Raw genomic sequence first — 21,204 nt, 5'->3', positions numbered from 1 at the left:
TTATTCTCTTTTATTACCTAATTTATGCATATTACTTCGCCTTAACAAATTACAAATGATGATCTATCAGATAATTCTTCAATGGTTTACTCATATTCTTCCCTGTATTTTATGGCAAAATTCTCACCTTTTACTTATCTGTAGGATAACCTTTCATCCACAAAACGTCTTCCTTTTTCTCCTGTTTTTCTAAAAATGCTTTAAATACTTTCATTTTGCATATTGCGAATACTTCCGAATATGATATGTTATTTTAACCTTCATAATTTTGCTTTATTTTTTCTTTATGAATTTTACCTGAAGCAAATCCCGCTGTGCTCCATACCCATTTTCAAAGAAATTAATATTTCTTTCCTTTCCCCATTCTATGTTATTATAATAATTCGTCTCAACCAAATATGTATATAATTTAAATTTCGTTATGCCGTCAATATTTACTATACTGTAATAAAGTCCCTTTCCATTATCGTTTTCAATATCCTTTTGCTGATATACTAGCTGCAAATAATCATCTTTAATTTTTTTATTATTGTCATAATCATCAACTATATATATTTTTTCATTTTCCACATAGAAATGAGCCATACTTCTATTTTTAACATTTCCATCATTGGAATTAATTATAATATTATATATTAAACCATCCTTATATTCTCTCTCTTTGTGTATTTGTGCTGTTCCATCTGAATCAAAAAAACTTTCTTCTCCATCCATCACATATCTCATTTTTATTAAATATGTATTTCCATCTATCCAAAAATCTTTTGCATCGCTTTCCTTCATAGGTTCGCATTTTGTCCCCATTTCATCCACGCTGCTTTCCATTTCCGTTGTAGCCACAACACTTTCCTGTTCTGTAGTATTAATCTCATTTTCCTTAACACTACTCTCCTCAACTACACTCTCTGTAGCCTTTCCATTATCTGTGCCACAACCTGCAAGACAAACTAATGCTACAATTAAAATTATTATTTTTTCACCTTTTTTCATTTAAGCTTCCTCCACTATTTATATTTATAGGATACTCCAATTTTCTATATTCTGCAACTAGTATATATATCCTGTTTCCATTAAAAAGCATGGATATTATGGCAATGATTTCTATAACAGGCCGAAAAAAACTGCGCTACAACCCTGACAGGCCATTGCGCAGCAATTTGGTTCAATTCAATTTTGTTATTAAGTTGTTTCTAAAATCCGATGTACAACAACCGGTTTTTTCATAAATACATTTGTATATTAAAACTTTCAGTCTTTAACTTATTCTACAGTTTAATTTTTTTTGTTATTTCTTCATCATCTTCAGAAAAATATGTAACTTTAACAGTGTTATCATCTAAAAATTCAGCTGATTTTATTGCACTATTAGGTTCTGCCGTGTCACGCATATCCAATTTGACTTCCTTATAATAATTTGATTTATCAAACATATCCTGAATTATCATCTTTTTGTTTTCAAATCTAATTAATTTATTATTATACTCATCCCATGGAGTATAGTAAATTTCAGAAATCTTACTGTTTATAGTGTCAAAATATCTAACCTGATAAACAGAAGAGCCTGCCGAAACTCCAACCCTTACGACCTCATTGTCTAATTGTTCTACATTCGGTTCTCTGTATAACCCGGTTTCTTCATATACATTTTTACCTTCAGAATTAAGCAATGTATATTTATAAAGAACCTCCTCATTTTCTTTATACGTTTCCACTTCTACAAATTTATCTTCACTACCTTTTTCATAAGTTGTATCATTTTCAACTTGTTTGCTGCTACTGATATTTTTTGCTCCATAAGCAGCTATAATTACAACAACGATACATATAAAACATATTAATGCTTTTTTCACATTCTTACCTCCAATCCTAACTATTTATATTTATAAAACCTAAAATTATTAGAAGCGATCCCTTTAATTTTAATTTCTTTTAACTTACTAAAATCCCATGATGGCTCACTTCCCCTTGGATTCATCGATTTAGGACTATAATACAATAATGCCCCTTTAGTTATATCCTTCTTCTTACCCTTATAAATAGGAATAACTGCTTTTATTAATCTCTCATACCTTTTATTTTTAGGTTTCCTCTTTTTCAAATAATTCTTTGCTTTTAAATACTGCCTGTCTTTATAGAAATAACTTGAAAACTGATATGGCTGTTTAATAACTTTGGTAACTGTATTATAATTTTTAAAATCGTGCGTTTTATCTCTAACTCTATTCATAATAATATGAGCTATAGCCTTCCATGATTTTTTGCCTTCTCCTATTGCCTCTCCTGCAATTACAGCAACAAATAATTTTTGCACTTTTGTTAATTTATTTTTTTTCTTATTATTCTTATTGTTACTATTACTATCCTTTTCAATTTTTTTAATTGACTCCCATGCTTCTGCCGGCAAGTATTGCCCACTTTGTATCAAACTGGCTGTATGTCCACTCGGATCCACATAGTTAATTGGATTATTTGCACAATAAGCATATAAATTCCAACACTCTGCATTTTTTTCTGTTCCACGATATGTGTCCTGACTTAAGAATACTCCTTCATCCGGATTATAATAACGTGCATTTAAATAATACAGCCCTGTGAGTTCATCATAAATACCGCCTGTATAGCAAATTTCATTTTTAAAATCCGTTGCTATACGTTCTGCTGTCTCTCCAAAATCTGTATAATCATATGATTGAACACACGCACCGGTATTATCAGTTATGTTTGTAGTACTTCCCTGAACATCCTTAGCATAAAAATATTCATTCTGGTTACCACCACTATACCTAATGCCTACAATGATATTATCCTGGTTTCCTATTACATTCTGACTTATTTTCTTTCCACTATCATCTGTTGTATATAACAACAAACTTCCCTCATAGAAATAGCATGTAGTATTAGACTTCTTATTATCACCATCAATTACAATATCAGTCTTTGATATGCGTTGCCCATTACCGTTATATATGTTGTGCTGTTCACCAGTCTTTTTCCCATCTGTAGTAACTTCTACATCCGTTAGCTGATTTTCAACATCATATGTATACTTTGTGATCGTCTTTGACTTTCCGTCTGTTACTTCTATCTGATTTCCTCTCGCATCATATTTGTATGAACCTGTATAAGTCTTCGTTGTTATTCCATCTGTTATAATTTCTGTCTTTCCAGACAACTGATTCAACCTGTTGTAGGAATAGTAATTATATGTTGCCTCATCAAAAGTTTTGTCCGTTGCTACCGTATCTTTTTTGATGATTTTTTCATAAGTTCTATTTCCCACACTGTCATATGAATATGAAGACGTTATTGTTTTGTATGTAAGTTTATTATTTTTTACCGATTCTACCAGCTGATTTAATTTGTTATAAGTATAAGTCACATCCTCATCTTTTAGATTGTTGCTGTAATTATACTTTTCGTGCTTATACGTGATGTTCGAATTCTTATCATATTCATAATCATACTGTTCAAGAATTAAATCTTTATTGGTACTGTTATAGTACTTCATTGAAAGCACTCTGTCAAATACATCATAACTATAATCACGTTCCACATAATCTGAATCCTTGTTTAAGAAATTTTGAAAATCCTTAATACAAGATATTTTTCCATCACTATAATATTCATATTTTCTTATAGCTGCCGCATCGTCACCTGATAACAGTCCATCAATTTCTGTTATCCATTTATCCTTATTATACTTAAAAGCTATTCCCTTAAGTTCATCCCCTGTTGTATTCGGATAATATATTTTTGCTATATTATCATCTATGTTATACACATATTTGAGCTTTGCATTTTCAACTTCACTGTCAGATGGTTTACTTGTTGCATTGATTTCCGCAACAGATATATTGCGTCCATAAGCATCATACTCATAAAACGTATATCTATACGGTGTACCGTTTTTATTATCTATTGCCTCAATTATGTTTCCTTCTCCATCATAGATATATTCTGTTGAATTTATCTCATTTCCGTTTGCATCAAATGCAGATTTCTTAACATTGTTTCCATAAACATCATATGTAAATGTCAGATATGAACCATCACTATAAGCTTCCTTTATTTTCTGTCCGTTAACGTCATATTCATATGTTGTTTCAATACTTCCACTACTAGTTTCATCCTTTATGGATAATACCTGTTCTGTACCGTTTGTTGTTGTTTTTGAAACACTTCCCAGCGCATCTGTTACCGTATCAACAACTGATTTTATATTTCCTTTTGAATCTTTTTCTATATTATCATAGCTGTATTGATTACTTGTTCCGACAGCAGTCGTCACTTTAGTAACCCTTCCCTGCTCATCATACTCATAACATGTACTGTTTCCATTAGCATCAGTCGATTTTATCAGCATTCCCGCTGCATCATATTCATTTGATGTAACAATTGAATTTTCTCCCACTTTGAATGTATCACCTGCTACCTCCGGATTAATAATTGTGTCCGTCTGATTGCCATATGCATCATAAGTATTGACAGATAATTTTCCTTCTGCAATTCCGTTCGCATCTGTTTCATTCATTCCACCCGTATAAGTAGTAAAAATTCTTCCATCGTTATCATAAGTGTAATCCACATACAAACCATTGTTTAATTCTCTAACGGTTCTTCCCAAACTGTCTGTATATGTCTTACCTACAACTTCATCACTTGTATTGGTAATAGTAGTTACAGTAGCATTCTTTACAGTCATCATGCCTTTACCTGTATTGATAGAAACACTTCCATAACTGTATGCCGTTCTTGTTACTTTTTCATCACTTCCTACAATTAATTTTGTCTCAATAACACGATTCATTGAATCATATGTATATTCAGTTATTCGTCCCTCTTCATCAACCGACTTTATCTTGCTTCCATTTTTATCATAACCATTTTCTGTATTTTTTGTAGTTTTCTTACCATTTACCTGAGCTGTTTCAGTTGTTTTTATAACTCTGAGAAATTCATCGTATTTATAAGAAGTAGTAATATTATTTGTTTTGTCTGTCTCTGTTATGACATTTCCTACTTCATCATAAGTATAGATGTTTTCCTCATTAACAGTTCCTTCAGAGGATGACTCGGACAGTTCATCACCATCAGCATTGTACTGTGTATCATCGCTATATGCTTCAAGACCATATTTTTCGGCATTATCTGACTCTACGTCTTCCACAATAATCTCATTGCTTGTATCAACCGTTCCATCTGCATTATATCTATAATTTGTTATTGTATTGGTAACCTTATCAATTAATTTTACCGTATTTCCCTGATCATCATATTGATACACTTCATGAGAGCTGATAATTCCATTTGCATTTTTTTCAATCATCTCTGTTGGAAGATTAATTACACTATCAGCTCTTCCTTTACTGTAATCATATGAATATTTTGTAATGCTTCCATCTGCATCCACCTGCTCTGTTACATTTCCATGGGAATCATATACAGTTTTATCAGATTTACCTGATGTTTTTTTGACAACAGTATCCCCTTCAAGTGCATAGTAAGAAGTCCTATCTGTCGATTCGGTGAGCAGTGTCTTATTGTTTTTATCATCATACTTATATTCTGATTTATTTCCTGATGCATCTGTTTTAACAGTAATTTTTCCCTGTTCATCGAAAACATAGCTTTCACTATACAACTCAGTTTCCACCTGTTTCTTTTTCACTGTAGTTGTTACACTTTTATTTGCTTTATCTTCAATGCGGTTGAATTCCATATTATCTCCATTTGGATAAACAAATTTATCCATGGAGTCACCAACGTATTCAACACAATAATTGTTTCCCTCAGCATCACTTATAACACTTACGTTTCCATTTTTATATGAATAATTGTAATCTATCTTTCCACCCTTTGTTCCTACAAAAGTTGCTCTCACCAAATAACCGTTTTCGTAACTGTATTGATAACCATATTCGCTATCTGTTCCTTTCGCAGCTGTTATATTGCTTATAAATCCTTCCTTATTGTAGGAATACTCTGCCTTCTGACCACTGCTTGTTACTACTTCCGCAATTTTTCCATTTTTCTCATTATACCTGATATACACAAACGTATCATTATTTTCTTCGATTAATATCAATCTTCCACAGTCATCAAATCTATAAACTTCACCTTCTTTTTCTGTGATTTTATAATAAACATCTAATTCTAAGTTTGTATTGCTTATAACATTTCCATTTGTGTCTTTCTTTTCTATGGTTTTATACAAGATATCATCGTCTGTCTCTAAACTTAATTCTGAATTCTCAACACATTTATATGTATCTCCTTCTTTCACAAATGTGTATATTGATTTTGTATCGTCTGAATAGTAGATTTTATCATCTGTTTCAGATACATACATATCATATGCATCACTCCAACCATAACCAAATGAAGAAACTACCTGAGCTTTCGAATTATACACTCTGGAGATATTAATTGGTATTTGTGGTGCCGGAAGTGTAATGTCATTTTGCTCATATATAAAATTTCCTTTTGAAAGTTCCACATATCCCGTACCGTTTGGAGTTGAAACTGATTCATATTCGTATAGACTATTATTTCCCAATCTATCTGAAATTGTCTTTGCGGATAAAGTTGTTGAACTAATTTCTTCCGAAAAAGCACTATTCTGTGTCTGCTTTTCTTTTATTGCCCTGATTTTATAGTAATATATTGTATTTTCATTTCCAGATACCTTAATTGCTCCCTTTGAGGATACTGTTTTTATCAGGGTATCATCATCCGGTATAAAAAGGGGAGTTGTTCCTCTATATACCTGATACTTAATACTATCATTAAATTTACCACTTTTTGTAGAAAATCTTAAAACGGTATTTCCACCAATCTGCTCTACAGCATAAACATCAGTTGGAGCATAATCCTCCAATGCCTGTTCTGTTTTTTCATAATAGTAATTATATGAAACATCGTCAGACACATTTCCTGCTTTATCAATAGCACGTACTTTTATATTATACTTGCCATCATTATTAAAATCTTTTTCTTGTAGTCTCGCCTCACCATTTGCCTCGTAACCTAATGTCTGATATTTTCCATCATCAATTTTAACCTGAATTTCTGATAAATTGTCATCTTCAAAATCACTCCATTTAATCACTGGCAAATCACTGCTTGAATTGAAAAATCCTGTTTTGGGAGTTATTTTCACAGTTCCCTTTGTAGGGTTTGTTATATCTCTATAATATAAGCACTCTTCTTCTGTGTCATTACCTGCTTTATCAGTTGCTGATATTGCAATGGAATTTCCCCCTTCTTCAATATTCTCTATTGTTACTGTTCCTTTATTTTCCAATAACGTCTGACTCTTGCCATTAACGGTGAGTCTATAATCCTTTAATGTTCCATCGTTAATGCTATATTCTAATTGTGGCATATCGGGACTGTTATCATATTTATCTTCATCCGTATCCGGAATCACCTTCATATCTATTTCAGGAGCGTCATCATCATAATAATATGTAAACTTCTTTTCACTGCTTACATTTCCTGCTCTATCTGTTGCTCTTACAGCTATTGTATTAACCTTTTCTGATTCTAAATCACCAATTGTAGCATTGCCTGTATTGCTATCTGCTAATGCCGCATAGTTTCCATTATTAACCTTTACCTGAATTGACAAAAGATTCTTTTCAGTAACATTCCATGTTATCTTAGGCAATTTATTACTATATGAAGAAGCAGACGTAGATGGTGTTATCGTTACCGAATTCAGTACAGGTGCCGTTCTATCGATTACAAAACCTATTGCTTTTTCCGGCGATTTTATTCCTCCTTTATCTACCCCTCTTACATAGAGATAATAATGCCCCTCTTTCCAACCTGAACTTGCATCTATTGTCTTTGTTCCGCTTGAAGTTGTACCTAATTTTGTTGAATCTGAATATGCAATATAATCTGTTGTTGCTGAATGTGTAGATTCATCATAGTTTTTAACTTTGTACTGAACATAATCCAGCGCCTTTGATGTTATGCCACTCCATGAAACCTGCAGCTTTTCTCCTGACTTTATGTGCACTTTTGTGAGGCTAACGTTTTCCGGCTTTGTTGGTCCGTCATAATATACTACTTCCATTTTTGGCATTTTTGATGTTGAAGCAGTTCTTGAGCCATAGAATTTTACATATGAGGAAGCTGATTCTTTTTCTGCTTTAAATACCAGTCCATAATTTTTATTTCCACTTCCTGAACCCTTTGCAACATTTCTTGCCCATGTTGTCATATTTAAAGTTTTCTTTGCATCAGCAGTTCCACTGGATGTAAATGTTGCCAGTGAATCACCTGTACCCCCCGGCTGATTATTCCATGTAATATTTCTGCACGCAAATTCATTCTTTACCGGTTCAACATTAATTTTTACGCCCTTTGTGTTTGCTCCATTCTCATACAATATCAGTTTTGCACTTTCCACATATTTTCCGCGTACAGTGCTTTTTAAATCAAGTGCTCTCATGTATGTTCTAAACAATCCCTGACTTCCTTTTCCAACAGAGAAAGCTTTAACACCACTTGCATAATAATTAACATCAGGATTTGCCTTTAAAATATAAGCCTCACCTAATTCACCGGTTCCTTCCCATGTGACTGACGGATCAATTGTAACAGGATACTTTCTGTCAGTTGAAGTCAAATAGTCATTATCTACAACTATTTTTAATATATATGCATTTATTCCCTTTGTTTCAGAGACGGACTTCTCTAATTCATAATGTACATCTTCACTGTATGCTTTTCCCGTACTATCATTCATTGACGGTGCCGGAATTCCCGCAACAATGCTGTCTTTTTCCTTGTCAATAAATGAAATCCCACCACCTACAGCATCAAGACGTACCTCAAGATTTTCAGTACATATTTTATATAAAAATTCATTATTATCAGGAATTTCATTAAGTATAATGTCTTCTTTCATTCCATGCTCTAACGAATGATATGCTATTTTTGTATCATTCCCGGTGTTTTCATATACTGCCTTTATGCTTTTTTCTTCCTTCTTTCCAGTTACGGCATCCTCAATTTTTTCAGTTTCTAATGATACCTTATCGGTTTTAGTTTCTACATAATCATCCGAATTCTCCCCGGCATCCAACGGTACAAATGATATTCTGTAGTCATCCTGTGTAAGAAGAACCGGGCTTTCCTCCCCGATTGTTTCCGGCAAATATTGTTTTGTATCTCCGGACTTATTTACATATTTGTATTTTTTTGAATTTTTTACGGAAATATTTTTTGCCAAAGATATGATTTTCTTATCCTGTGATTCAGCGGCAACCAACTCTGAATTATATTTTTTTAATTTTCCATCCTCTTCAAAGCGTATGTTGTCTGAATAATATACTGTTTTTTTCATTCCGTTGCTCATAAGGTACGTGTTTGAATTTTCATCTCTCATACTCTTTATTTCCTTAATTACAACAGGCTTTTCTCTACCTTCATCATCAATGCTCTTGTCATCATTTTCAATTATTTCCTGTTTATCTGACATTAAAGCATTTTTCTTTGTGATTTCCGACTCTAATTGCACTGCTGAAACATTAACGCTCGTTACGCACAATGCCATTGCCATTACTGCCGAAATCATTTTACCATAAATGTTCCTTCTCATAACTTATCCTCCACTTTTGTTCACCACCTCAATTTTTTCCCTATAATTGAAGTTTCATTAATAGTAACCGTTTTCCACCCAACCTATTTATATTAAAAGTCATAGACACCACAATGTTTTGTGTTCTATGCCTGTTTGAATTAATGAAAAAGGGGAGACCTTGTCTGTTTGACATGGGTTTCATTTAAAAGAATGGGGTTCTTAGATGTGACATTCATAACTGATTATAATTAATATAATCATAACCCGAATCCCCCTTTTTCATCTGTTCTTCACCATACATTTGTCCCCCAAATGAAAATATAATTTGTATAAAATTTTCATCTACATTTTATTATTGGGATTTTAATATTTCAATAGGACTTGCGCAAACGTACCCGTTTTTTGCGTAAGTGTAGCTTTTTTGTGATTTTATTCGCTATTTTTTTCATAAATTTGTGTCTCTTATTGTCGTTATTTCAGTTTTTTATCAGATTTTATTACCAATCCATGCAAATAAAAAAGGCAGGTAAAAACCTACCTAACACATACCTATTATTAATTTTTAAGATTTTCCGCTGGATTTTTAACATTTTAATCTACTTTCGAAATTATTTTTTTACCTATTTACAGGATATATTCCTTTTTCTTTCCAAATATTTTCTCTTCATTTCAGCATAACGCCTGCTACTTACATAGGCTGTGGTTCCATCTGTAAATTCAGCTTCACTGCTACTAAATCTTTTTACTTTATCCATATTAACCAAGTAGCATTTGTGACTTCTAAAAAATCCTACATTTTCTAACTCTTCCTCATATTGTGATATTTTTCCACTACATTTTAATTCACCATTAAATGTATGTACAATCAGTTTTCTTGCTTCTGTTTCTATGTAGAAAATATCACATATCCTGATATTTATGTTTCCTTTACCCAGTTCATTAAATGATAGAGTTTTATTTGTTTCAAGTCTGACATCAGCTGAAGTTAAGGCTTCCTTTAATTCAGCTTCCATATTATCTTTGTTAATATATCTAAATGCATCAACAAAATATCCCTTGTTGCTGATTTCCATATGAGTTGTAAAAATTATTGTAATAAATTCCTGTTTAATGCCTTTGTATTCTTTAATTGTTTCAAATCCATCTTTTCCCGGCATTTCAATATCCACCAGCACAAAGTCGAAATTACCTTTTCGTTCCAGAAAACTATCTCCGGATTCAAACTCTTCAATGTTTATGTCCACACCTGCGTAATGATTTTGAACTAACTTGTGTGCCATATTTCTCCATAACTTTTCATCATCTATAATTGCTATGTTCATAAACCAATCTCCTCGGAAATATTCTTTAATAATATTGTTACACTAAATATGTTTCCTTTCGCATCAATATCCATTATTCCATCATATTTATCAACGCTGTCCCTTACATTTTGTAATCCCCAGCCATGCAAATCCTTATCTGCCTTACTTGTTGAAATCTGACCATTTTTAATTTCAACCTTGCCACTAAAACAATTGCTAACTTTTACAATTATATCTTCTTTGTCGTAGGAAATTTCTATATCCACTTGCTTCTTAGATTCTTTTTTAGCTGCATCAAATGCATTGCTTAACAGGTTCGAAAACACCGTACACAAATCATATGCATCTATGTTACAATTATTGGGCATATGACCACATATATTAAAATCAATGTTTAACTCTACAGCATCACTGTAAAACCTGTTAAGCACTGCATCGACTATACTATTATTAACAGATACATTACTTCTAAGTTCATCCACTTTTGACAGTATTGCATCGCAATACTCCTTATATTTTTGACTATCAGTTTCCGACAATCTCTCCAAAACACATATATGATTTTTTAAATCATGCCGAAATTTTTTCGTTTTCTCCTCACGTTTTTCTAAATACTCATAATGTGCATTTTGTTCATTAAGATATTTATGTACTATTTCTTCCTTTTGCCTATATATGTCCCTTGATACCATTAATAAAATTACTGCCCCCAACTGAATCAGTATTCCTAATGCTACTAAAGTAAAAGTTACACCATAAAGTACTTTGTTTTTATATGCCATCTTATCCAGTGTAACTGTAGCCATTATCATTAATGCGAATGCATCTACAAAAGTTAAAATTGTATATAACACCAAAAATCCCAAATGAATCTTCTTTATCCCATCAATATTTTTTCGTTTAAGTAAAATTGCTACAACATATATAAACACAAACACAATACCTGATTGTATTATATACGTAAGCATTCCCTCTTTATAATTTAATAACGTGCATATAATATTAATTACAACTTCTACTATTGATGATATAAGCGAAACAATTAAAAATAACCACACTGATATAAAAATAATATTAATTATTTTTTCTTTGAAACATAATGCTACAGCACATGCAATGGTTATTAATATTACTCCCCCTTCAAAAAAGACATTAGATTCTATGCATTTACACACTGAACAAACTGCCACCAATGCAGTTGCCAGTATATATTTATATGTATTATCCCTCTTATTAAGAGCTAGATAATAATCACAAATTAAAACAATACAAAAAACGAATAGCCAGTCTGTGACTATTGAAACCAGAAGTTGCATCTCTTATCCTCCACATAAATATCAATATATATAATATATCAGATATTTATACTTTGGACTATACCTTAAAACCAATAAGATACGAATCTTCTGAAATAATCGAACACCCTTCTGTCCTTTCCGTATATACTAATTGTATTGTCCGGACAAGTACTAAATTACACCCTTTTTTTCACATTTCAATAGGTCTTGCGCAACCGTACCCGTTTTTTGCGCAAGTGCAGCTTTTTGGGGGTCAAATATTTCATTTTTTCATGTTTTTTCTTTTCTTTAATTCTTCCTTTTTCTAATTTTTGAGCTTAAAATGACATCAAAAAAAGAACCCCCGGCAACATATTCTTGTGCCACTAAAGGTTCTTTTTCTAATTATTAATATTTTTTATGATTATTATTTATTCAGATATTTCATCCGTTTTATCATTCAAGGTTACATCTTGGTTGTCATCCGAAGCTCCATCCGGCTCATCACACTTACGGTAAATTTCCATAAATTCCTTACCTGTGATAGTTTCCTTATTATAGAGAAATTCAGCTATCTTATCCAGCTTGTCTCTGTTATCCCTAAGAAGCTGCTTTGCCTCCTCATATTTTTCCTTAAGAAGTATCTTAACCTCTTCCTCTATTTCAGTTGCCGTCTTATCACTGCAGTTTAACTGTGCACGTCTTCCCAGATATGGGTCTTCCACACGCTCTAAACTCATCAGTCCAAATTTCTCTGACATACCGTACTGTGCAACCATGGAACGGGCAATGTTAGTTGCCTTTTCCATATCATTTGAAGCCCCCGTAGTAACTGAATCAAATACTATCTCCTCTGAAGCCCTTCCTGCTAGTAAGGTAACAAGTTCTGCATTTAATTCATCCTGTGACATAAGGTATTTTTCCTTTTCAGGTGCCTGAATAACATATCCCAACGAGCCCATGGTTCTTGGAACAATAGTAATTTTCTGTACCGGCTCTGCATCCTTTTGAATAGCTGCCACAAGAGCATGTCCTACCTCATGGTATGCAACAATCTTCTTTTCTTCCTTGCTTAAGATTCTGTCCTTCTTTTCTTTTCCGGCAATAACCACTTCCACGGCTTCCATTAAATCTGCCTGGGAAATAGCCTTTCTGCCACATTTTACTGCATTAATGGCAGCTTCATTTACCATATTGGCAAGGTCTGAACCTACAGCACCACTGGTTATATTGGCAATAGCCTCCAAATCAACTGTTTCATCCAATTTAACATCCTTTGAATGAACCTTTAATGTCTCAACCCTGCCTTTGAAATCCGGTGCGTCCACTATAACACGTCTGTCAAAACGTCCCGGTCTTAGCAACGCCGGATCAAGAACTTCCGGTCTGTTAGTTGCCGCTAAAATCAATATTCCCTTTGATGTGTCAAATCCATCCATTTCCGCTAAAAGTGCGTTTAAGGTCTGTTCTCTTTCGTCATTGCCTCCGCCGTATCTTGAATCACGGCTCTTACCTATAGAATCAATTTCATCAATAAATACGATACATGGTGCGTTTTCTTCTGCCTGCTTAAACAAATCTCTTACTCTTGAGGCACCTACACCTACAAACATTTCCACGAAATCTGAACCTGATAATGAGAAGAATGGCACATTTGCCTCTCCTGCCACTGCCTTTGCCAGAAGGGTTTTACCTGTTCCCGGAGGGCCTACTAAAAGTGCTCCCTTAGGAAGTTTCGCACCTATTGCCGTATATTTTCCCGGATTATGAAGGAAATCAACCAATTCCACAACTGATTCCTTTGCTTCTTCCTGTCCTGCCACATCCTTAAATGTGACACCTGTTTTCTTTTGAATATATACCTTGGCATTTGACTTTCCTACACCGAACACACCGCCCGGTCCGCCTTTTCCACCGGATACCCTTCGCATAACAAACATCAGTAATGCCCAGAATAATATCAGTGGAACAACATATTCCAGTAATATAATGATAATACCATTGCTTGCACTGGTACTTTCCGCTTTGAATTCTACATCGGTATATTTATTTTTCAATTCACTTATTAAATCCGGATCATTAACTGCTGTCGTCCAGAAAGTTTTCTTTATGAGTCCATTTTGCAGATTTTTGGTTTCAATGTAAATCTTTCCGGATTCAAAAAGAACGCTTTCAACCTTGTCATTATCCAACAATTTAACAAACTGGCTATAGGTTATTTCTTCCTTTGATGCCGAACTTAAAACTGATGAAAACAACGATGTTAAAAGCAATGCACCTATTACGGCAACCACAACGCTGATAATCATACTTTTTTTCTGATTGTTATCATCGTTCCTGTTTGGATTATTTCTGTTAGTATTTCTATTTTGATTATTATCCATTGTTTTTCCTTTCATTTAGATTCCTTATAGTAAAATACTATATCACATTGTTAAAAAATAATGTGAAATTTTATTGAATATTTCATTAAAATTTTAGAATATTGATATTTTTTTTATTTTTTTCTAGAAATAAAATATTTATTGTAGTACACTAGTAAGGTGTTTTTAAAATATGTTTAGTATACTCAGGGAGGAAAATCACATGGCAGTGAAATATGTATTCGTAACAGGCGGTGTTGTTTCCGGTCTTGGAAAAGGTATTACAGCCGCTTCATTGGGAAGACTTCTGAAAGCTCGTGGCTATAAGGTTACAATGCAGAAGTTTGACCCATATATTAACATTGATCCCGGTACCATGAATCCGATACAGCACGGCGAGGTTTTTGTAACAGACGATGGTGCTGAAACAGATTTGGACCTTGGACATTATGAAAGATTTATTGATGAAAGTTTAACAAAAAATTCTAACGTAACTACCGGTAAAGTTTATTGGTCAGTTCTCGAAAAAGAGAGACGTGGTGACTTTGGCGGAGGAACAGTTCAGGTTATCCCCCACATTACCAATGAAATTAAAAGTCGTTTCCACAGAAGTCTCAGCGAAGAAACTGAAATAGCTATTATTGAAGTAGGCGGAACCGTAGGCGATATTGAGTCTCAGCCATATATTGAGGCTATCAGACAGTTCCAGCATGATGTAGGACATGAGAATTGTATCCTTATTCATGTTGCTCTTATGGTTTATCTTCCTGCTTCTGAAGAAATGAAGACCAAACCTATTCAGATGAGCGTTAAGGAATTACAGAGACTTGGTATTCAGCCTGACATAGTTGTATGTCGTACTGAATATGAAATTGATGATAATTTAAAGGATAAAATCAGTTTGTTCTGTAACGTTCCTGCCAGCCATGTTGTTCAAAACCTTACACTGGATTTGCTTTATGAAGCACCTCTTGCCATGGAAAAAGAACATTTGGCAGAAATCGTTTGTCAGAGTCTTAACTTAGATTGCCCTGAACCTGACCTTGAAGATTGGAAGGCAATGGTTGAGGCTGCTAAAAATCCTACACAGGAAGTTACTGTTGCTCTTGTTGGAAAATATATTGCTTTGCATGATGCCTATATCAGCGTAGTTGAATCTTTAAAGCATGCAGGCTACAACAGCAGAACTACCGTAAATATCAAATGGGTGGATTCTGAAGAGGTTACTAATGAAAATGCCCCTGAAATCTTTAGTGATGTTTCAGGTATTCTTGTTCCCGGTGGTTTTGGCAGTCGTGGAATTGATGGTAAAATCGCAGCTATTAAGTATGCAAGGGAAAACAATATTCCATTCCTTGGTCTTTGTCTTGGAATGCAGTTATCTATAGTTGAATTTGCCCGTGATGTAGTTGGTTTCCGTGATGCCCATAGTATTGAGCTTGACCCATCCACTACTCATCCTGTTATAAGCCTTATGCCTGACCAGGAAGGGGTTACAGATATTGGTGGTACATTAAGACTTGGTTCTTATCCTTGTGTCCTTGACAAAGAAAGTAAAGCTTATAAGCTTTATGGCACTGAGTTAATTAATGAACGTCATCGTCACCGTTATGAAGTAAATAATGATTACAGAAGAAATCTTACTGAAAACGGCATGAAACTTTCAGGTATCTCACCTGACGGCAGAATTATAGAGATGATTGAAATTCCTTCACATCCGTTCTTCATTGCCACTCAGGCACATCCTGAATTAAAGAGTCGTCCTAACAGACCACATCCTTTGTTTGTTGGATTTGTTGACGCAGCCATTAAAGCTAAAAAATAAAAAATTCATATATTTTAATACTATAAAAGCGGGTATCAAAACCCGCTTTTTTCTAACTAAAATATTTCATTTTCCGTTGTTGTTTCTTCTGCCGCATCATCGTCACTATAATTGTACAATTCATCGTCAAGGATATCTTCACCATCATCTAATAAATCATTACCCTTCGCCTGAGCGTTCATTGCCGTAATTAACAATGTAGTTATATCTGCTGCATTTTTTGGAATCATATCATCCACAGATGTTTTTCCTTCCTTGATTTTCATATCAACACTTACGTTAATATCTTCATTATCAATTTTCATATCACCTGTTGAAACATTAAATATTCCACTTCTGCTTCCGGCTTTTCCTGTAACTCTTGCCTTTGCTACCAAATTGGCATTTGACTTCTTTATGGTGTCAACAAAATCTGATTTGTTTTCTTTAATTTTATCTGCCATATCTGATGTGGAACCCACACTATCCTGTAACTCCTTGTATGAAGATGCAACTTTGCTGTCCTCACCATACACCTTTGTTACCAAATCAGTACATGTTTTCAATGTATCCTGTAAATCGTTTTTCACAAAATTAATTAACATATCCACCGCTTTATCTGCGTTATCACCATTTACCGTCAGTGTGTAATTATCACCATCTTTTCCCTGAAGGTCTTTAAAATTATTTTCTATTTTAGTCCATACAGACTGTATTTCCTTAAGTGAATCCTTATCTAATGTTTTAGTATCCGGTAATTCCTGACCTAATGCCTCTGCTAACTGCTTATAATCCAATGAAATGCTTTGTGTAACTCCTATCTGTGCCAAAACTGATTCCAGACTTGTAGCTGTTTCTTCGTTAATTGTCTTTATAAACTCTAAAAGTGGTGCTGTTTCTAAATATAACTTTGTTCCATCTACGGCAAAAGTTGTAAGCTTCTGATAATCAGTATCTTTTCCTGCCTTAACATCAAATCTCACTGCCATTTTATCCTTAGCTTCAGCCTTTACATACATCTTAAGTGCCATGGAAAACTTACCATTATCATCTAAAACCCTGTCTAAATCTTCGGTATCTTCTAATTTTCCTGTGGCTTTAATTTCCACCGTAGCCTCGCCTTTTGTAATCTGTGAGATTTCCTTTACTTCCTTAAAAAATGTGCTGTCATCCTTTCCACATCCCGTTAATAATGACATAACCATAACTAATGACAGTACAACTGATAATAATTTTTTACTCATAATCCTCTCCTATTTTTCATCACTTTATTATGTTTTTTGTTACTTATAAGATAATAATATAGCCGTGCAACAACAATTGCACGGCTATATTATTTACTCATCGGTGCGACAGGATTCGAACCTGCGACCTCTGCGTCCCGAACGCAGCGCTCTACCAAGCTGAGCCACGCACCGCTTCGTATATAATATCATACTTTTTAGAAAATGTCACAACTTTTTAAAAATTTATGGATTACAGACTTTTTAAGAAATTATGAATTGCAGACTCTATTGCAAACTCTGCCGAAAACGCAATACATCCCAGATACATCTCTTATTCCTGCTTGTCTTCTCCACTCCAAAAGTCCACCGGTTCATAATCTCTCAAAGCAACCAGATATCCCTGCTTTTGAAGTTCCTCCTGAATTTCATCAAGGGTTTCCTTTGAATCAGCGGTAACCGTATGATAATGATACTCAGAGGTTATCTGCTCTAAAGGTACAGACACGCCTCCTTTTATTTCTTCTACATATTTTTTTGCATCCCTTCTTGATTTAATGTGCATTTCTACTTTTACCACACCGTAAACCTTATGATACACAAAAACATCTTCAACTTTTCCACCACAATCCACTATAAGATTAAGTTCATCCAGTATCTTGTCTGCACTGTGCTTTACCTTAAAAACCCTTTGCTTCCGACCTTTTTCCTCCTGTAAAACATAACCCTTGTGAGTAGAAATAATATTATATTTTTTTGCCCTTAAAAGTGCTATATCCTGAACCACCACCTGACGGCTTACCTGAAACTTTTCAGCCAGTTTGGTGCCTGATACCGGTTTGTCACTGTCCTGCAATATTCTTAAAATATTTTCCCTTCTCTTTTCTCCTTCCATTTTTCCTCCCAAAAAACTATATACGATGTAGATTTTTAAGTGAAATATCCATAATTGGTGCTGAGTGCGTTAATGCTCCGCTGGAAATATAGTCAACCCCTAAGTCAGTAAGTTTTGCAATATTTTCTCTTGTAACATTTCCTGAAACTTCTATTTCAGCCTTTCCATCAATAATATCTATAGCCTCTTTCATTACATCGTGGCTCATATTATCAAGCATAATAATATCTGCTCCTGCTTCAACGGCTTCCTTCACCATATCAATATTTTCCACTTCAACTTCAATTTTTCTTACAAATGGTGCGTATTCCTTTGCCATATTTATAGCCTTTGTAACACTTCCTGCTGCACCAATATGATTATCCTTTAAAAGAACTCCGTCTGTTAAATTATATCTGTGATTATTTCCTCCGCCAACACGAACTGCGTATTTTTCAAAAATTCTATTGTTTGGTGAAGTTTTTCTTGTATCAAGAAGTTTGGTTTTGCTTCCCTCAAGAAGTTTCGCAATGGATTTAGTGTATGTGGCAATACCGCTCATTCTCTGAAGATAATTAAGACCTGTTCTCTCTCCTACAAGTAAAACCCTTATATCTCCTGTTACTTTTCCCATAAGCTGACCTGCTTTAACTTCATCGCCATCTTCCACAAATAATTCAACCTTGGTGCTTTCATCTAAAAGCTGGAAAGCTCTGGCAAAAACCTGTAATCCGCAAATAATGCCATCTTCCTTGCAAATTAAATCCACTTCACCTAATGTTCCCTTAGGCATAACTGAATTGGTAGTTACATCTTCACTTGTTACATCTTCCTTTAATGCACTTAATATTAATGGGTCTACTGACAATTTTAAAGTTACCTGATCAAACATTTTATTCTCCTTTATCTATCGCTTCTAATAAAATTTCCTTGTTTTCTTTATTCCACTTTTTCAAATCACTATAAGGTGATAAATCCATATTTTCAGTGTTCCTGTACTCTGTAGAATCGAATTCCGCTGTCATTTCTCCGGCTGCACGCTTTGCAAAAACCATACTTTCAAGAAGTGAATTACTTGCAAGACGGTTTTTTCCATGTACACCGTTACACGCTGTTTCCCCTACCGCATAAAGCTGGTTCATGGATGTTTTACTTTGAAGATTTACCTTAATTCCACCCATAAAGTAATGCTGTGCTGGGACAACCGGTATCATTTCTTCAGGAACATTATATCCATGTTCCTTACAGTGTCCGATTATATTTGGGAAATGATGCTCTAACTGCTCCTTTTCAATAGGACGCATCGACAACCAAACGTGTTTTGTTCCGTCTTTTTTCATTTGAGCCTTTATATTCTCCGTAACAATATCTCTTGGAAGTAATTCATTGGTAAATCTCTTGTAATTTTTATCATAGAGAAGGGCACCCTCCCCTCTCACTGACTCAGAAATCAAAAAGCTTCTGTCCTCTTCTCTTTCGGAATAAAAAGTTGTTGGATGTATCTGAACATAATCCACATGTTCAACTTTTACGCCGTGTCTTATGGCAACGGCAACTCCATCACCTGTTAAATGTCTGTAGTTAGTGGAATGTCTGTAAATTCCTCCGATTCCACCGCTTGCTAAAACTGTATAATTAGCATTTATTACCGTAAGGTTTTCATCATTCTTTTTAACTACGGCTCCATAACATTTATCCTCTTGACATATTATGTCAACCATAGTCCAATGTTCCTTTATAGTTATATTATCACGTTTTTTTGCTTCTTCATATAGGTGACTTGTTATTTCTTTTCCCGTAATATCCTCATGGAATAAAATTCGGTTTTGAGAATGGGCTCCTTCTCTGGTAAACAAAAGATTTCCCTCTTCATCTTTAGCAAAATCCACACCAAATCCAATTAAATCCTTAACTAAGTCCTGTGAAGAATTAATCATTGTTGCTACGGCATCAGGGTTATTCTCATAATGACCTGCTTTCATGGTGTCATTAAAATAACTTTCAAAGTCACTTTCATCTTTGAGCATACACATACCGCCCTGTGCCAGGTACGAATCGCTATGCTCCACAATGTCCTTTGTGATAATTAATATGTTCTTATCCTTCGGAAGATTCAGTGCACAGTAAAGACCTGCACATCCACTTCCCACTATTAAAACGTCTACTTTCATATTTCTCTCATTTCTAAACTTTATGTAATGATTTATTAATAACATCGCCCGATAAACAGCTTTGACATTATTGTGTGGCATTATAACACATCATTTTACATCTGACAAGACAGTTGTAAATACAACTATTAACTTTTACTCAATCGAGTAGGAGGGAAATTTAACTAAATTTCCCGACCTCTCACACCACCGTGCGTACCGTTCGGTACACGGCGGTTCAATCAACTTAACAAGTAACACACCTTTCGGTGTAGTAATCTAACATTGAGACTAATCCAAATGAGGTTAGTCTCTTTGTACTTATAGCCTTTTGTATCCATCCATTGTGGGCAAGTCTTGCATATCTGTCTCCGCAATACGCTATTTTAAATGCTGCCCATCTTGGTACATCAAGCTTCATAAGGTTCTTTGCTCTGTTTTGTGGAGTTTTCCAATGTTTCCAAATGCACATACGAAGTCTATATCTGATGTTACCATCTAATTCTCGACAAAGTGTTTTCATACTACCTATTTTGAAGTAGTTTATCCAACCTCTTATGAGCTGATTAAGTTTCTCCACTTTATAGCTGTTGCTAACACCCCAGCTACGACAG

12 protein-coding genes and 1 tRNA gene are annotated in these 21,204 nt (G+C 34.2%); 1 reads left to right on the top strand and 12 read right to left on the bottom strand.

Going from position 1 to position 21,204, the window contains the following annotated elements; translation table 11 throughout:
- Positions 1-273: 273 nt before the first annotated feature.
- The 6 genes from Q5O73_RS04315 to ftsH all read right to left on the bottom strand — a co-directional run bounded on the left by Q5O73_RS04315 (position 274) and on the right by ftsH (position 14,560).
- The gene (locus tag Q5O73_RS04315; protein ID WP_302669101.1) at positions 274-990 is read right to left on the bottom strand and encodes a hypothetical protein; all 717 of its coding nucleotides are present in this window, start codon (positions 988-990) and stop codon (positions 274-276) included.
- Positions 991-1,265: 275 nt separating this feature from the next.
- Positions 1,266-1,850 (bottom strand): hypothetical protein, encoded by a 585-nt coding sequence (locus Q5O73_RS04310; RefSeq protein ID WP_302669100.1) that lies wholly within the window; start codon positions 1,848-1,850, stop codon positions 1,266-1,268.
- Positions 1,851-1,870: 20 nt separating this feature from the next.
- Positions 1,871-9,613 (bottom strand): RHS repeat-associated core domain-containing protein, encoded by a 7,743-nt coding sequence (locus Q5O73_RS04305; protein ID WP_302669099.1) that lies wholly within the window; start codon positions 9,611-9,613, stop codon positions 1,871-1,873.
- 602 nt (positions 9,614-10,215) lie between these two features.
- Positions 10,216-10,917 (bottom strand): LytTR family DNA-binding domain-containing protein, encoded by a 702-nt coding sequence (locus tag Q5O73_RS04300; protein ID WP_021951877.1) that lies wholly within the window; start codon positions 10,915-10,917, stop codon positions 10,216-10,218.
- Complete coding sequence (locus Q5O73_RS04295; protein WP_302624333.1) at positions 10,914-12,215, bottom strand: sensor histidine kinase; 1,302 nt, start codon at positions 12,213-12,215, stop codon at positions 10,914-10,916. The genes Q5O73_RS04300 and Q5O73_RS04295 overlap by 4 nt, the downstream gene beginning before the upstream one ends.
- A 392-nt stretch (positions 12,216-12,607) precedes the next feature.
- Positions 12,608-14,560 carry an ATP-dependent zinc metalloprotease FtsH gene (gene ftsH, locus Q5O73_RS04290; RefSeq protein WP_302624334.1) on the bottom strand — a complete coding sequence of 651 codons (1,953 nt, stop codon included), beginning with the start codon at positions 14,558-14,560 and terminating at the stop codon, positions 12,608-12,610.
- A gap of 202 nt (positions 14,561-14,762) precedes the next feature.
- On the opposite strand from ftsH, the gene Q5O73_RS04285 reads away from it, so the two are divergent.
- Complete coding sequence (locus Q5O73_RS04285) at positions 14,763-16,364, top strand: CTP synthase (RefSeq protein ID WP_021951880.1); 1,602 nt, start codon at positions 14,763-14,765, stop codon at positions 16,362-16,364.
- 56 nt (positions 16,365-16,420) lie between these two features.
- Here Q5O73_RS04285 and Q5O73_RS04280 read toward each other — a convergent pair whose 3' ends face one another.
- The 6 genes from Q5O73_RS04280 to Q5O73_RS04255 form a co-directional block, all read right to left on the bottom strand.
- Complete coding sequence (locus tag Q5O73_RS04280) at positions 16,421-17,587, bottom strand: hypothetical protein (RefSeq protein ID WP_302669098.1); 1,167 nt, start codon at positions 17,585-17,587, stop codon at positions 16,421-16,423.
- A 100-nt stretch (positions 17,588-17,687) separates the two neighbouring features.
- A tRNA-Pro gene (locus Q5O73_RS04275) sits at positions 17,688-17,761 on the bottom strand.
- A 139-nt stretch (positions 17,762-17,900) separates the two neighbouring features.
- Complete coding sequence (locus tag Q5O73_RS04270; protein WP_302625046.1) at positions 17,901-18,461, bottom strand: transcription repressor NadR; 561 nt, start codon at positions 18,459-18,461, stop codon at positions 17,901-17,903.
- 16 nt (positions 18,462-18,477) lie between these two features.
- Positions 18,478-19,332 carry a carboxylating nicotinate-nucleotide diphosphorylase gene (gene nadC / locus Q5O73_RS04265; protein WP_118589646.1) on the bottom strand — a complete coding sequence of 285 codons (855 nt, stop codon included), beginning with the start codon at positions 19,330-19,332 and terminating at the stop codon, positions 18,478-18,480.
- Between the two features lies 1 nt (position 19,333).
- Positions 19,334-20,611, bottom strand: a complete 1,278-nt coding sequence (locus Q5O73_RS04260; protein WP_302669097.1) for an L-aspartate oxidase — start codon at positions 20,609-20,611, stop codon at positions 19,334-19,336.
- Between the two features lie 226 nt (positions 20,612-20,837).
- On the bottom strand, positions 20,838-21,204 hold a 367-nt coding region (locus Q5O73_RS04255), incomplete at its 5' end, for a group II intron maturase-specific domain-containing protein (RefSeq protein ID WP_302669096.1).

Source organism: Eubacterium sp. AF15-50 (assembly GCF_934835595.1).
Taxonomy (GTDB): Bacteria; Bacillota; Clostridia; order Lachnospirales; family Lachnospiraceae; genus Eubacterium_G; species Eubacterium_G segne.
Note: the sequence above shows the minus strand (reverse complement) of the source record. Positions and strands in the feature narration are given on the sequence as shown.